Origin of the sequence: Streptomyces hazeniae, from assembly GCF_031845485.1 — a bacterium.
Lineage (GTDB): Bacteria > Actinomycetota > Actinomycetes > Streptomycetales > Streptomycetaceae > Streptomyces > Streptomyces hazeniae.
The window spans coordinates 220,572-235,217 of the sequence record NZ_JAVREQ010000002.1 but is presented as its reverse complement, the minus strand read 5'-3'; the positions used below and the strand labels follow the sequence as shown (position 1 = coordinate 235,217).

The 14,646-nt window shown below is 72.6% G+C and carries 14 protein-coding genes; 6 read left to right on the top strand and 8 right to left on the bottom strand.

The window, feature by feature from the left end; translation table 11 throughout:
• Positions 1–4: 4 nt before the first annotated feature.
• Positions 5–940, bottom strand: coding sequence for an EamA family transporter (locus RM572_RS04820; protein ID WP_311672003.1), 936 nt, complete (start codon positions 938–940; stop codon positions 5–7).
• 217 nt (positions 941–1,157) lie between these two features.
• Between RM572_RS04820 and RM572_RS04815 the strand changes: the two genes are divergently transcribed.
• The 4 genes from RM572_RS04815 to RM572_RS04800 all read left to right on the top strand — a co-directional run bounded on the left by RM572_RS04815 (position 1,158) and on the right by RM572_RS04800 (position 4,292).
• Positions 1,158–1,388 (top strand): hypothetical protein, encoded by a 231-nt coding sequence (locus tag RM572_RS04815; RefSeq protein ID WP_027766121.1) that lies wholly within the window; start codon positions 1,158–1,160, stop codon positions 1,386–1,388.
• 103 nt (positions 1,389–1,491) lie between these two features.
• Complete coding sequence (locus RM572_RS04810) at positions 1,492–2,484, top strand: 1-aminocyclopropane-1-carboxylate deaminase/D-cysteine desulfhydrase (protein WP_311672086.1); 993 nt, start codon at positions 1,492–1,494, stop codon at positions 2,482–2,484.
• 405 nt (positions 2,485–2,889) lie between these two features.
• A complete protein-coding gene (locus RM572_RS04805; RefSeq protein ID WP_027766122.1) occupies positions 2,890–3,303 on the top strand; it encodes an ATP-binding protein in 414 nt (137 codons plus the stop codon).
• Entirely contained in the window at positions 3,300–4,292 is a 993-nt protein-coding gene (locus RM572_RS04800; RefSeq protein WP_311672002.1) for an RNA polymerase sigma factor SigF, read from the top strand. Before RM572_RS04805 ends, RM572_RS04800 begins: the two co-directional genes overlap by 4 nt.
• 125 nt (positions 4,293–4,417) lie before the next feature.
• Here RM572_RS04800 and RM572_RS04795 read toward each other — a convergent pair whose 3' ends face one another.
• Positions 4,418–4,831: a hypothetical protein gene (locus RM572_RS04795; RefSeq protein ID WP_311672001.1), complete on the bottom strand. Its 414-nt coding sequence runs from the start codon at positions 4,829–4,831 to the stop codon at positions 4,418–4,420.
• A 91-nt stretch (positions 4,832–4,922) separates the two neighbouring features.
• Between RM572_RS04795 and RM572_RS04790 the strand changes: the two genes are divergently transcribed.
• Both RM572_RS04790 and RM572_RS04785 read left to right on the top strand, forming a co-directional pair.
• Entirely contained in the window at positions 4,923–5,891 is a 969-nt protein-coding gene (locus RM572_RS04790; RefSeq protein ID WP_311672000.1) for a diacylglycerol/lipid kinase family protein, read from the top strand.
• Positions 5,892–6,213: 322 nt separating this feature from the next.
• Positions 6,214–6,477 carry a WhiB family transcriptional regulator gene (locus tag RM572_RS04785; RefSeq protein WP_023528300.1) on the top strand — a complete coding sequence of 88 codons (264 nt, stop codon included), beginning with the start codon at positions 6,214–6,216 and terminating at the stop codon, positions 6,475–6,477.
• Between the two features lie 221 nt (positions 6,478–6,698).
• Here the strand turns inward: RM572_RS04785 and RM572_RS04780 are convergent, their stop codons facing one another.
• The 6 genes from RM572_RS04780 to RM572_RS04755 all read right to left on the bottom strand — a co-directional run bounded on the left by RM572_RS04780 (position 6,699) and on the right by RM572_RS04755 (position 14,623).
• Positions 6,699–8,174 carry a PAS domain-containing sensor histidine kinase gene (locus RM572_RS04780; RefSeq protein WP_311672085.1) on the bottom strand — a complete coding sequence of 492 codons (1,476 nt, stop codon included), beginning with the start codon at positions 8,172–8,174 and terminating at the stop codon, positions 6,699–6,701.
• 389 nt (positions 8,175–8,563) lie between these two features.
• Entirely contained in the window at positions 8,564–9,673 is a 1,110-nt protein-coding gene (locus RM572_RS04775) for an SIS domain-containing protein (protein ID WP_311671999.1), read from the bottom strand.
• Positions 9,674–9,714: 41 nt separating this feature from the next.
• Positions 9,715–11,343 carry a glycoside hydrolase family 3 protein gene (locus tag RM572_RS04770; protein ID WP_311671998.1) on the bottom strand — a complete coding sequence of 543 codons (1,629 nt, stop codon included), beginning with the start codon at positions 11,341–11,343 and terminating at the stop codon, positions 9,715–9,717.
• Between the two features lie 8 nt (positions 11,344–11,351).
• Positions 11,352–12,224 (bottom strand): carbohydrate ABC transporter permease, encoded by an 873-nt coding sequence (locus RM572_RS04765; protein WP_311671997.1) that lies wholly within the window; start codon positions 12,222–12,224, stop codon positions 11,352–11,354.
• On the bottom strand, positions 12,221–13,240 hold the full coding sequence (locus tag RM572_RS04760) for a carbohydrate ABC transporter permease (protein WP_311671996.1): 1,020 nt from the start codon (positions 13,238–13,240) through the stop codon (positions 12,221–12,223). Before RM572_RS04760 ends, RM572_RS04765 begins: the two co-directional genes overlap by 4 nt.
• Positions 13,241–13,345: 105 nt before the next feature.
• Positions 13,346–14,623 (bottom strand): extracellular solute-binding protein, encoded by a 1,278-nt coding sequence (locus RM572_RS04755; RefSeq protein WP_311671995.1) that lies wholly within the window; start codon positions 14,621–14,623, stop codon positions 13,346–13,348.
• Positions 14,624–14,646: the final 23 nt, after the last annotated feature.

Genomic DNA, 14,646 nt, shown 5'->3' with positions numbered 1-14,646 from the left:
GGAGCTACCCGTGGCGGGAGGTGCGTACGGCACCGGCGCTGGCGGCGATCACCAGCCCCACCGCGAGCACCTGCACCCAGCCCATCCGCTGGTCCAGCACCAGGAATCCGGCCGCCGAGGCCGCCACCGGCATCAGGCTCATCAGCACGGCGAAGGTGGACTTCGGCAGCCGCCGCAGGGCGAACAGCTCCAGCGTGTAGGGGATGCCCGAGGAGAGGACGGCGACCGCCGCGCCCAGGCCGAGGACGACCGGGTCGAGAAGCGCGCCGCCCGCGCTCAGGACACCGAGCGGCGCGCTGAGAAGAGCGGCCACCACCATCGCGATGGCCAGTCCGTCCGCGCCGGGGAAGCGCGCGCCGGTGCGCGCGTTGTAGACGATGTACGCCGCCCACATGCCGCCCGCGGCGAGTGCGTAGCCGACTCCGGCGACGTCGAGGTCGCTGAAACCGCTCGCGCCCAGCAGGTACACGCCCGTCAGCGCCAGTCCCGCCCACAGCAGGCTCAGCGCCCGCCGGCCCGCGACGACGGAGAGCGCCAGCGGACCCAGCAGTTCCAGGGTCACCGCGGCACCGAGCGGAATCCGCTCGATCGCCTGGTAGAACAGCGTGTTCATCGTGCCCAGGGCCACGCCGAGGCCCACGACCGCCGCCCAGTCCGTACGCGAGTGCCCGCGCAGCCGCGGACGGCACACGGCGAACAGCAGCACCGCCGAGAACACCAGCCGCAACGCGACCATCCCGAGCGCGCCCGCGCGCGGGAAGAGCAGCGCCGCCACGGCCGAGCCGAACTGGAGGGACAGCGCACTCGCGCAGACCAGCCCCACCGCGCCGAGGCGGCCGGCTCCCGACGGATGCGCGCCGGGACCGGTCGAGGAGGTGCTCCCCGGGGACGCGGAGGCCGCCGGGCCGGAGCCGGCGACCGGGCGTTCGACGTGACTCATGGGTCCCACCGTAGAAGGCGCCGCGCACGGGAGGCGGCTCGGGCGGCGTCGGACGGTGCCGGACGGGGTCGGGCGGCGTGGGACGGCTTCCAGCGGCTTCGGGAACGGGAAGGGACCGCCGGAGGAGGGACAGGAGGAACCGGACGGATCCGGCACACGTTCACGGGTCGCGGGCACCCGCCCGCCACACCCCACAGTGCGGAGCTGGAGGCACACGATGGCAGGGTTCCTCGACCGGGCCAAGGAGCAGGCGCAGCGCGGTCTCGCCCAGGGCAAGGAGAAGATGGAGGAGGTCCAGGCGCAGCGCGCGGGGCACGACCTGGTGCGCAAGCTGGGTGCGGCGTACTACCGCCAGCAGCACGGCACCGGCTCGCCGGAGGAGGTCCAGCGCGCGCTGGCCGCCGTCGAGCAGCACATCGCGCAGCACGGCGACTCCGCCCTCCGCTGAGGCGACCGGCGGGGCCGGGGCGACGACCGCGGTCCCGCCGGGCAGAATCGGCGGTGTGCAGCCCGACGTCTCCTCCGCCTCCTCCGCCTCGACCCTGCGGGCCCTGCACGACCTGGCCGGTCTCCGCGCCGGAGCGCGCCTGCCCTCGCCGCTGGTCGAGATCGACGACGCGCGCTTCACCCGGCACGGCGTACGGCTCGCCCTGAAGCGGGACGACCTGATCCACCCGGAGATCCCGGGCAACAAGTGGCGCAAGCTGGTGCCGAACCTCGCGGCGGCCGTCGAGGGCGGCCGGCGCACCCTGCTCACCTTCGGCGGCGCCTACTCCCACCATCTGCGGGCGACGGCTGCGGCCGGGCGCCTGCTGGGGCTCCGGACGGTGGGCGTCGTACGCGGCGGGGAACTGGCGGAGCGCCCGCTGAACCCCTCCCTCGCCCGCTGCGCCGCGGACGGCATGCGGCTGCACTTCGTGTCGCGGTCCGACTACCGGCGCCGCACCGACCCGGCGTGGGTGGAGGGTCTCCGGGAGCGGTTCGGGGACTTCCTGGCCGTGCCCGAGGGAGGCAGCAACGCCGCGGCGGTCCACGGCTGCACCGAGCTGGGCAGCGAGTTGCGCGGCCGCACCGACGTGGCGGCGGTGGCCTGCGGGACGGGCGGCACGCTGGCCGGGCTCGCCGCCGGGCTCGGCGGAGCGGGGGGACCGGGCGGGGCGTACGCGCTCGGCGTTCCCGTGCTGCGCGGCGGCTTCCTTCCCGCGGAGGTGCGGCGGCTCCAGGGAGAGGCGTTCGGCGGGCCGCGCGGCGCGTGGCGCACGGAGGACCGGTTCCACTTCGGCGGCTACGCCCGTACCTCCGCCGAGCTGGAGGACTTCGCCGCGGACTTCGCGGAACGGCACGCCCTGCCACGGCTGGAGCGCGTCTACGTCGCCAAGCTGCTGTTCGGGCTCTGCACGCTGGCCGGCGAGGGCGCCTTCGCCCCGGGCAGCACCGTGACCGCGGTGATCACGGCGGGCGGCGGTGCGCCGGAGGGCACCGCGAGCCCCGGCGCGGGCCCCGGCGCGGGCCCCGGCGCGGGGTCGCCCGGCCACGAACGGTGAACGCATCCGTCTCCCCGGGTGTCCGGGCGGCACGGAACGGGAACTTCTGAAAGGGGCCGGGTGTTCACCCAGTGTGGCCGCGGGGCGGAGAACGGGCCGCAGAAGGGCCGCAGCGACCGGGTGTCACCAACGCAGTGTCACAATCCGGTATTTGAAGGCCCGAACCCCTAGCCACGGACTGTACCCACGTGTTTACTATAAGTGACGCCTCGCAAGTGGGGCGTTCGCGGTGCCGAGGGAATCGTCCGGGCGACATCCCGCGGTGGATCGCGATAGCGTCGCAGTCGAACGATCCAGTACGTCGGCCCGTTCCGACCGGACCCGGAAGGTGAGGCCCGGGCGGCCGGACCGCCGCACTGGTCACAGACAACGAGCCAACCGGCTTGTGCCACCTTGGAGGTGAGGGTGTCCCAGATCGCAGGCGAGCCCGGAGACAAGGACTTCGTCGAGGTCCGGCTGCCCGCCGCGGGCGCCTACCTGTCCGTGCTGCGGACGGCCACGGCCGGTCTCGCGGCCCGCTTGGACTTCACCCTGGACGAGATCGAGGACCTGCGGATCGCGGTCGACGAGGCGTGCGCGATCCTGCTCCAGCAGGCCGTGCCCGGCTCGGTGCTCAGCTGCGTGTTCGAGCTGATCGACGAGTCACTGCGGGTGACGGTCTCCGCCCCGACCACCGACGGCCGTGCCCCCGAGCGCGACACCTTCGCCTGGACGGTGCTCGCCGCCCTCGCGGGCGAGGTCGACTCGACGGTGTCGGAGGACCGGACGGTCAGCATCAGCCTGCGCAAGCAGCGCGGTACGGGTCCGGATCCGTCGTGACGGAACACGAGGCACGAGAGGCATGGGCGGGTCGCCACGAGGCGGCCGGCCCGGGCATTCCCGAGCAGCACGCCCGCCCGCACCCGGAGGGGAACGGCGGAGCGGTCGGTGAACGGTCCGAGCATCGGCGATCGGAGCAGGCTGAGCAGGCGGGGCAGGCGGACTCGATGGACGAGCAGCGGCAGGAGCGGCAAGGACGCCCGGGCGGCGCCACCGGCGGCCGGGGGCACACCCCGCAGGACCGCAGCGCCGCGCGCGCCCTCTTCGTCGAGCTGCGGGCCATGCCGGACGGCTCCCCGGAGCACGCGGAGCTGCGCAACCGGCTGGTACGGATGCACCTGCCGCTGGTCGAGCACCTGGCCCGCCGCTTCCGCAACCGCGGCGAGCCCCTGGACGACCTGACGCAGGTCGCCACGATCGGCCTGATCAAGTCGGTCGACCGCTTCGATCCGGACCGCGGCGTGGAGTTCTCCACCTACGCGACGCCGACCGTGGTCGGCGAGATCAAGCGGCACTTCCGCGACAAGGGCTGGGCGGTACGGGTACCGCGGCGGCTCCAGGAGCTGCGGCTGTCGCTGACCTCGGCCACCGCCGAGCTGTCCCAGCAGCACGGCCGGGCGCCGACGGTGCACGAGCTGGCGCAGCGGCTGAAGATCTCCGAGGAGGAGGTCCTCGAAGGGCTGGAGTCGGCCAACGCCTACAGCACGCTGTCGCTGGACGTGCCGGACACCGACGACGAGTCCCCCGCCGTGGCGGACACCCTCGGCGCGGAGGACGACGCGCTGGAGGGCGTGGAGTACCGGGAGTCGCTCAAGCCGCTGCTGGAGGAGCTGCCGCCGCGCGAGAAGAAGATCCTGCTGCTGCGCTTCTTCGGCAACATGACGCAGTCGCAGATCGCCCAGGAGGTCGGCATCTCGCAGATGCACGTCTCGCGACTGCTGGCGCGCACCCTTGCGCAGCTGCGGGACCGGCTGCTCGTCGAGGAGTGATCCCGCACCGGGCCGTCGGCAGGGACGGCCCGGGGGCCCGGGAGAACGAGGGAAGAAGGGGAAAGGGGCGCACGCGGGACTCCCGCGTCACGCGCCGGCCGTCGGGTGCCGGACTCCCCCGGGCGTCACGCGTCCCGCGGGCCCACGCCGAGGGCGGCGGCCGAGACCGGCGTCACCAGGCAGCCGAGGACGACCAGCGCGACGACGCCGATCGCCGCACCGCCGGCGGTCCACACCCCGCCGTTCTGCGCCATCTGCCAGCCGACGGGGAGCGCCAGCAGCTGGGTGATCAGTGCGGGACCACGGCTCCAGCGGCGCAGCAGCCAGAGCCCGCGGGCGGCCGCCAGCGGCAGCGCGGCCAGCGCGAGCACGGTCAGGGCCATCGTCAGGGCCTGCACGAGGCCGTCCGGGTCTCCGATGAAGAGCATCACGAGGGACACCAGGCCGAAGCAGGCGATCACCGCCCCTTCCGCGGCGGTCAGCGCCGCCGCGACGGTCAGCCGTGCCGGGCGGGGGTCGAGGGGGGCTTCATCGCTCACCCCTGCAGGGTAGCCCGGCCGCTGCAGCGGCCCGCGCCCGCAGTGCGGACCGCCCTGCCCCCGCGCGGGGGTCCTGGGTACGCTGCACCTCATGCGCGCACTCCTCGTGGTCAACCCGGCAGCCACCCTCACCAGTGCGCGGACCCGCGACGTCCTCACCCACGCCCTGGCCAGCGATCTGAAGCTGGAGGTCGCCTCCACGGAATACCGGGGGCACGCACGCGATCTGGGCCGCACGGCTGCGGAGGACGGGGAGACCGAGCTGGTGATCGCCCTCGGCGGCGACGGCACGGTCAACGAGGTGGTGAACGGCCTGCTGCACGGGGGACCCGACCCCGAGCGCCTGCCCCGGCTCGCCGTGGTGCCCGGCGGCTCGACCAACGTCTTCGCGCGCGCCCTCGGGCTGCCCAACGACGCGGTCGAGGCCACGGGCGCCCTGCTGGACGCGCTGCACACCGGGACCGAGCGCACGGTCGGTCTGGGCCGTGCCGACGGCGTGCCGGGGACGGACGACGCGGGCGCTCCCCCGCGCTGGTTCACCTTCTGCGCCGGCTTCGGATTCGACGCCGGCGTGGTGGGCCGGGTGGAACGGCAGCGTGAGCGGGGCAGACGTTCGACGCATCCCCTGTACGTGCGGCAGGTGCTGCGGCAGTTCCTCCGGGAACCGCATCGCCGTCACGGAACCATCACTCTCGAACGGCCGGGCGAGAAGAGCACCGAAGGGCTGGTGCTGTCCATAGTCTGCAATACCGCGCCCTGGACCTACCTGGGGAACAAACCGGTCTACGCGGCCCCGCACGCATCCTTCGACACCGGCCTCGACCTGCTCGGACTCTCCCGTCTGACCTCGGCGGCGGTGGGCCGGTACGGCACCCAGCTGCTCACCTCGTCGCCCGAGCGCGGGCCTCGCGGCAAGCACGCTCTGTCGTTGCACGATCTGACATCCTTCACCTTGCATTCGCAGGTTCCACTGCCCTTCCAGATGGACGGTGACCACCTGGGACTCCGTACGAGCGTGGGGTTCGCAGGCGTACGCCGAGCACTGCGTGTGATTGCGTAAGTCGAAGGCCAGAAAGTCCTTCCACTCGAACGTTTAAACCAGCTTCCACCCCCTGGAAGTACGGCTGTGAGCCAAGCGACACCAAGGAATCAAAAAAAACTTTCCTGAAGGGGTTGTATCCGCCGCCGAGGTTTGCGAGTCTCTTCATGGCGATCGGGACAGCCCCTCACCGGGCCCCCTTGAGAGCCCCGAATCCCCCTCATCCGGTCCGGTGGGACCCGCATCACATCGACGTGGTACCCCTTCCGCCGCAAAGGGATTCGTGAAAGCGTTCACATTCACAAGCATACTCACGCCCGTAATACGAGGAGAGGTAGCAGCCATGGACTGGCGTCACAACGCCGTTTGCCGCGAGGAAGACCCCGAGCTGTTCTTCCCCATCGGCAACACCGGTCCTGCGCTGCTGCAGATCGAGGAAGCCAAGGCCGTCTGCCGCCGCTGCCCCGTCATGGAGCAGTGCCTGCAGTGGGCCCTGGAGTCCGGTCAGGACTCCGGTGTCTGGGGTGGCCTCAGCGAGGACGAGCGCCGCGCGATGAAGCGCCGCGCCGCCCGCAACCGGGCGCGGAACAACGCCGCGTCCGCCTGACGGCCCCCACCCACCGGCTGCAATCCCGAGCCGCAGCGCGCAGTGCTCTCGTCAAGCACCGCACCACGCATGGCTACGAGCCCCGGAAGCGACTGACATCCGTCGCACTCCGGGGCTCTGTGCTGTCCGGAGCCCTTCCCGCAGCGCGGTGAGGGTCCTGAGGTGAGAGGCCGGGGGGCGTGCGGCGGGGACACCACCACCCCGGCCGCATCACTGCGCCGTCACTGCTTCTCGGACGCGACCGGCAGGTCGAGGATCACCCTCGTCCCCCGCTCCGGGGCCGGCACCATGTCGAACGTGCCGCCCAACTCACCCTCCACCAGGGTGCGGACGATCTGGAGGCCGAGATTGCCGGCGCGCTGCGCGTCGAAGTCCTCGGGCAGCCCCCGCCCGTCGTCGGAGACGGTGACCCGCAACCGCCCCTCCTCGCGGCCGACCCCCGGCGTACGGACCGCACCGACCTCCACCGTGCCGTGCTCCGCCGGCCCGAAGGCGTGCTCCAGCGCGTTCTGCAGGACCTCGGTGAGCACCATCGACAGCGGCGTGGCGACCTCGGCGTCCAGGATGCCGAACCGCCCGGTGGTGCGCCCCGTCACCCGTCCCGGGGAAAGCTCGGCGACCATCGCCAGCACCCGGTCGGCGATCGCGTCGAACTCCACGCGCTCGTCGAGGTTCTGCGACAGCGTCTCGTGCACGATGGCGATGGAACCCACCCGGCGCACCGCCTCGTTGAGCGCGTCCCGGCCACGGTCGGAGTCCATCCGGCGGGCCTGCAGCCGCAGCAGTGCCGCGACGGTCTGGAGGTTGTTCTTCACCCGGTGGTGGATCTCCCGGATGGTGGCGTCCTTGGTGAGCAGCTCGCGTTCACGGTGCCGCACCTCGGTGATGTCGCGCAGCAGCACCAGGGAACCGATCCGGGTGCCCTTGGGCTTGAGCGGGATGGCGCGGAGCTGGACCACGCAGTCGTTGCCCTCGACCTCGGCGGTGCGCGGGGCCCAGCCGCTCGCGAGCTTGACCATCGCCTCGTCCACCGGCGCGCGGGAGGGGGCCAGTTCGGCGGTGGCCTCGCCGAGGTGCAGGCCGACCAGGTCGGCGGCGAGGCCCAGCCGGTGGTAGGCGGAGAGGGCGTTGGGGCTGGCGTACTGGACGAGGCCGTCGGCGTCCAGGCGGATCAGACCGTCGCCGACCCGCGGCGAGAGGTCGGAGTCCCCCTGCCGTCCGGGGTAGGGAAACGATCCGGCGGCGATCATCTGTGCCAGGTCGGACGCGCTCTGGAGATAGGTCAGCTCCAGCCGGCTCGGGGTGCGGACGGTCAGCAGGTTGGTGTTCCGCGCGATGACGCCCAGCACCCTGCCCTCCCGGCGCACCGGGATGGACTCGACCCGGACCGGCACCTCCTCGCGCCATTCCGGGTCGCCCTCGCGGACGATCCGCCCCTCGTCCAGGGCCGCGTCCAGCAGCGGCCGCCGGCCGCGCGGCACCAGGTGGCCCACCATGTCGTCCTGGTAGGAGGTGGGGCCGGTGTTGGGCCGCATCTGGGCGACGGAGACGTAGCGGCTGCCGTCCAGGGTCGGCACCCACAGCACCAGGTCGGCGAAGGAGAGGTCGGAGAGCAGCTGCCACTCGGAGACCAGCAGGTGCAGCCACTCGAGGTCCGCGGGGCCGAGTGCGGTGTGCTGGCGGACGAGGTCGTTCATGGAGGGCACGGACCGAGCCTACCGGCGGGCCCGCGGAGGCCGCCGTGCAGGCGCCCCCGGGCTCGGCGCTGCGGACGGAGCGCGGACGAGGGCCAGGCGCGGGCCAGGCGCGCGGCGGGCTCGGGGCTCGGGACACGGCCCGTGACGGGGCCGGGAAGCACTTCGGGCCGCGGCGCCGGTACGGGACCCTCAACCCGTCCGGCACCGCAGCCCGGAGTTCCAAGACCCCGGCGCGGTCAGGGCAGATCACGCCGCGAGTCCCGTTCCGTCCTCCTGTGCGGGGAGAACGGACGCTTCCTCCGCCCCATTGTGGACTAGACCTGTACGGGTGTCCATGGGTCTGCGGCGAACGATCGATCAGACCGCCCGCCGCGCGCTGCCGCGCCCGCTCAGTGGGTCTGGGTGACCTTGGCGAGGGCGCGGGGGGCGTCGGGGTCCTGGCCGCGGGCGAGGGTGACCTCGTAGGCCAGCATCTGGAGCGGCATGATCTCCAGGATGGGCTGGAGTTCCTCGGGCAGTCCTGCGGTGGGCAGGACGAAGCCGGCGGAGGCGGCGTCCACCTGTGGTTTCGGGCCGATCACCACGAGGTCGGCGCCACGGTCGCGGAGCCGGTCCAGCACGGGCTGGAGCGCCTCGCCGCCGCGGCCGTCGGTGACGACGGCGATCACCGGGGAGATGTTGTCGACCATGGCCAGCGGGCCGTGCAGCAGGTCGGCGCCGGAGTAGGACAGGGCGGGGATGTAGCTGGTCTCCATCAGCTTCAGCGCCGCCTCCTTGGCCGTGGGGTAGCCGTAGCCGCGTGAGGTGATGACCATGCGGTCGGCGAAGCGGTAGCGGCCGGCCAGGGCCCGTACCTCCTCGCGGCGGGCGAGGACGGATTCGGCGAGTTCGGGCAGGGCCGCGGCCTGCTCCGGCCCGTCGGCGCCGCGCATGCCCGCCACCAGCAGGTACAGGGCGAGGAGTTCGGCGGTGTAGGTCTTGGTGGCGGGCAGGGCCTCCTCCGGGCCGGCCAGCACGTCGATGTGGAACTCGCTGACCTGGGCCAGCGGCGAGGCGGCGTTGTTGGTGACCGCCAGGGTGATCGCGCCCGCTTCCCGGGCGGCGCGGGTGGAGGCGACCAGGTCCGGGGAGCCCCCGGACTGGCTGACGGTGATCACCAGGCAGTCGGTGAGGTCCGCCTTCGCCTGGTAGGCGGTTGTGGTGGACATCGAGGTGAGTCCGCACGGCCTGCCCAGCAGCACCTCGATGAGGTACTTGGCGTACAGCGCCGCGTTGTCCGAGGTGCCGCGGGCGGTGAGCAGCACGAAACGCGGGGCGCGGGCGGCGATCGCCTGAGCGGTCTCCCGGATCGTCGGGGCGCCGCCCGCGCCCCGCTCCCGCTCCAGCAGCCGGCGCAGCACCTCGGGCTGCTCGGCCATCTCGGCCGCCATCAGCCGCCCGGGCACGACGGGCTCCCCGGCGGTCTCGGGAACGGACGAGGACGGCGTCGGGACGGACATGCGGAGTGCCTCCAGGTGGCGTGACAGTCGGTCTGCGGCGGTCAGCGGCCGGCGTCCGCGCCGGTCAGGACCTCCGCGGCGGCTCGGGCGCAGACGCGGGCGGCGCCGTGGGTGGCGATGTGCAGCGCGCCGGCCGGCGGAGCCTGCGGGACGCCCATCTCCACCACGACGGTGTCGGGGCGGGCGGCGAGCAGGGAGTCCAGCACTCCGGCCATCCAGGCGTGCCGGTGGACGTCGCGTACCACGGCGACGATCCTACGGTTCGCCGCGGCGCCGAGCACCTCGGCGAGCGCGGCGTCGAGGCCCCCGTCGTCGATCCGGTCCCGGCCGTAGGTGGCGGTGGTGGTGCCGGGGAGCAGCCGGGCGAGTTCGGCGGCCAGGCCCCAGGGCGTCTCGCTGCCCACGGCGATGTTGGCGACCGGGGTGAGTGCGGCGACGAACGGCGGCTCGGTCAGCGGCCGGTGGTCCGCGAGCCCGGTGACGCGCAGCGCCCGGCGCGCGGCCAGCAGGCCCACGCCCTCGTCGTGCGCGGGGGTGAGTGCGGGGCCAGACGTGCTCCCCTCCTGGGCTCCGTGCGCGCGGGGACTGCGCACGGCGCCGGGTACGCCTGACCCCGCTGCCCGCTCCCCCGCCGCCGCCCGCTCCCCCGCCGTCCAGCGGGCGAGAGCCCGGACCCGCGCCGCGGCGTCCGCGAGCCGGTCGAGCGGCAGGTCGCCGTCCCGTACGGCCCGCAGCAGCGCGTCGCGCAGCCGCAGCACGGTGTCCTCGTCGGCGAGGCCGCCGCCGACGCAGATGGCGTCGGCGCCGGCGGCGAGGGCGAGCACGCTGCCCCGTTCGATACCGAAGGAGGCGGAGATGGCCTCCATCTCCATCCCGTCGGTGACGATCAGGCCCTGGTGTCCCAGGCCGCCGCGGTCCACGGGGGCGCGCAGCAGGCCGGTGAGCGCCGCAGGGCTGAGCGTGCCCGGGAGCGCGGCGTCCAGGGCTGGCAGCAGGATGTGCGCGCTCATCACGCACTTGCTGCCGGCGGCGACGGCGGCGCGGAACGGCACGAGTTCCCGCGTCCGCAGGGTGCCGAGGTCGGCGTCGATGCGGGGCAGCGCGTGATGGGAGTCGACCGCGGTGTCGCCGTGGCCGGGGAAGTGCTTGACGCAGGCGGCGACGCCGGCGGACTGGAGGCCCTCGACGTAGGCGACGGTGTGCCGGGCGACGAGGTGCGGATCGTCGCCGAAGGAGCGGACGCCGATGACGGGGTTGTCCGGATTGGAGTTGACGTCGGCGGAGGGTGCCCAGTTGAGGTTGACGCCGCAGGCGGCCAGCCGGCGGCCGAGTTCGCGGGCGACCGCGCGGGTCAGTCCGGGGTCGTCGACGGCGCCGAGGGCGAGGTTCCCGGGGAAGGAGGAGCCGGCGCGGGCCTCCAGGCGCGTGACGTCCCCGCCCTCCTCGTCGATGGCGACCAGCACGTCCGGCCGCACCTCCCGCAGTTCGGCGGTGAGCGCGGCGAGCTGGTCCGGGGAGGAGATGTTGCGGCCGAAGAGGCCCACGGAGCCCAGGCCCTCACGGAGCTGCCGGAGCAGCCAGCCGGGGGCGGTGGTGCCGGCGAAACCCGGTTGCAGGACGGTGAGGGCGTCCCGGGTGACGGCGGAAGTGTCCCGTACGAGGGTCGTCATGGTGGGCGTCACCCCTTCACGGCGCCGGCGCTGAGGCCGCCGACGGCGCGTCGTTGCAGGAACAGGAAGAGCAGCAGGACCGGGACGGCGAAGAGCGAGGACGCGGCCATGGTCGCACCCCAGTCGTTGCCGAACGCCGACTGGAACTGCGTGAGCCACAGCGGCAGCGTGTACGCCTCGGACTCCTTGTTGAGCACCAGCACCATGGCGAACTCGTTCCAGGCGGTGATGAAGCCGAAGAGCGAGGTGGACATCAGGCCGGGCGCCAGCAGCGGGAAGATCACCCGGAAGAAGGCCTGGGTGCGGCCGCAGCCGTCGATCAGCGCCGCCTCCTCGAGCTCCTTCGGCACGGCGGCGATGAAGCCGCGCAGCGTCCAGACGGTGAAGGGCAGCACCATCACGAAGTAGATCAGCGTGAGGGTGCCGATGCTGTTGAGCATCTGCGCGTCGCGGGCGATCAGGTACATCACGATGACCATGACCTCCCAGGGGGCCATCTGCGCCATCATCACGGCCAGCACCAGCCCCTTGCGCCCCCGGAAGCGCATCCGCACGATCGCGAAGCTCGCCGCCAGCGCGACCAGCAGGGCCAGCAGCACGGCGCCGACGGTGACGGTGAGGCTGTTGGCGACGTACGTCCAGAACAGCTCCACGCCGGTGGCCGTCGTGTAGTGCTCGACGGTGGGGGTGAAGAGGAACGTCGGGTCCTTGGTGAGCACCTCGGACGCGGGTTTGAAGGACGTGGAGAACATCCAGTAGACGGGGAAGACGAAGAACAGCGCCAGCGGCAGGGCCACCAGGTTGGGCCAGAGGCGGCCGAACGCCTTCCGGCGCCGGGCGCGTTCCGCGCTGCGGTCGGTCACGGCGGTGAGTGCGCTCACTGCTCCTCCTCCTGCTTGAGGATCAGGCGGAAGTAGAAGGACATGGCCACCAGCAGGATGAGGATGGTCAGCACGGAGGCGGCCGCCGCCACGCCGAAGTTCATCTGCGACATGCCCTCGACGTAGGCGAAGACCGGGAGGGTCTCGGAGGCGCGGTCCGGGCCGCCGCCGTTCAGGGCGACGATCTGCGCGAACGCCTTGAAGACCCAGATGATCTCCAGGAAGGTCGTGATCAGGAAGAACGGCTTCATGATCGGGAACACCACGGAGCGGAAGATGCGGGAGTTCGAGGCTCCGTCCATCCGCGCGGCCTCGTACAGCTCGCCGCTGATGGTGGTGAGGCCGGCGTAGAGGTTGAGCGCGACGAACGGGACGGACGCCCAGACGATCATCAGGGTGACGATGGCGAGGGTGGAGAAGCCGGAGTCGAACCAGTTGTGCTGCTCGTAGCCGGCGAAGCCGAGGCCCCGCATCACCCAGTTCATCACGCCGAACTGGGTGTCGAAGAGCCAGCGGAAGACGGTGGCGGAGGCGACGATGGGCATCGCCCAGGCCATGACCAGGGCGAGCGAGAGCACCAGCCGCATCCGGGAGCCGAGCCGGTTGAGCAGCAGCCCGACCAGGGTGCCGAGGACCATGATCAGCACCACGTTGACGGCCATGAACACGAACGTGCGGACCACCACGGTCCAGAACATGTCGTCGGCCAGCAGCTCGGTGTAGTTGCTCAGCCCCGTCCACACCGTCTCGCGCGAGATCATCTCGATGCGGCCGAGCTGCTGCAGCGAGATCAGGACGTTGCGGACCAGCGGATAGCCGAGGAAGACCAGCAGGGAGAGCACCGCCGGTGCGACGAGCGCGTACGGCAGCCAGGCATGGGTCCGCGGGCGGCGCGGACGTCGTGGCGCGGCCCCGGCGGCCGGCGGGGCGGGCTCGGGCACCTCGGGCGGCGGCTCCTCGGCGCGGGGCGCCGCCTGCGGCGTTCCGGGGGTCGCTCCCTGGGTGTGCAGGGTCATGTCCTCATTCCTCGGGGTGAGGGGGCGGGCATCAGGGCCGTGGAGTGCCCCGGCGGCCGGGGGAGGCCGGCCGCCGGGGACGGGTGCGCTGCGGACGCGCCGACGTCAGCTGCCGTTGATGCGCTCGGTGATGACCTCGTCGGCCTCCTTGCCGGCCTGCTTCGGGTCGGTCCCCTCCAGCACCTTGGTCATGTACGTCTTGATCGGGTTGGGGTCGGTCTCGACGTTGGCCCAGCCCGGGGTGACCGGGGTGATGCGGCCGACCTCCGCGGAGGCGACCATCGCCTCGGCGAACGAGCCCTCGGCCGGGTCGACCTGTGCGGCGGGGCTGTTGGGCAGCAGGCCGCCCTCGGTGGCCTCGGCGTACTTCGTCATCCACTCCTCGGAGGTGGCCATCTGCAGCCACTCCTGGGCGAGTTCCTTGTTGGGGGACCGCTCGGAGACGGAGAGGTTGGAGCCGCCGAAGAAGACGTGACCGGGCTGGTCGGCGGTCTTGCCGGGGATCGGGAAGTAGCCGAAGTCGGCCTCGTCGCCCGCCTCCTCGATGGCGGCGACGGCGCCGCCGGCCTCCCAGCCGAGCCCGATCCAGGACGCCACGTCCCCCTTGGGCACGACGTCGGTGGACTGCTGCGGGGTGGCCTCGTCCGCGTCCTTGGGGGCGGTGGAGTGGGACTGGAGCTCCTTGTAGAAGTCCATGGCGGCCGCCGCCTCGTCGCTCGCGAGGGCGCCCTCCCACGTGTCGCCGCCCTTCTCCACGGCGAGGTTGCCGCCCTCGTCCCAGAGGAAACCGGCGAAGACGTACCAGCTCTGGCCGGGCAGGTAGAGAGGCTGCTTGTCGGTCTTCTCGCCGATCTTCTCCAGGCCGGCGAGCCACTCCTCACGCGTCTCCGGCGGCTTGACGCCCGCCTCCTCGTAGACGCTCTTGTCGTAGATGACCGCGCGGTTGGCGGCGTACCAGGGAGCGGCGAAGAGCTTGCCGTCGAGTTCGGCGGAGCTCAGCATGCCCTCGTTCCACTGGTCGTAGCCCAGTTCGCCCTTCATCGGGGTGAGGTCGGCGAGGCCGCCGGTGACCGCGTATCCGGCGGTCTGGGTGTTGCCCAGTTCCAGCACGTCCGGCGGCGAGTCCTCGGAGAGCGCGGTGGTGATCCGCTCCTGGATGCCGTTCCACTGCTGGACCTTCATCTCGACCTCGACGCCCTTGTGTTCGGCCTCGAACGCCTTGTTCAGCTCCTTGGACCACGGCTCGGGCGCCGATCCGTCCATGACCCACACGGTCAGGGTCTTCTTGCCGCCGTCCCCCGCGCTGCCGCCCTCGGTGCCGCAGGCGGTGGCGCCGGCCACCAGTGCAGCGGCCCCCACCGCCGCTATGAGCTTGCGCCTCACGCCGTCCTCCTCGATGGTGTACG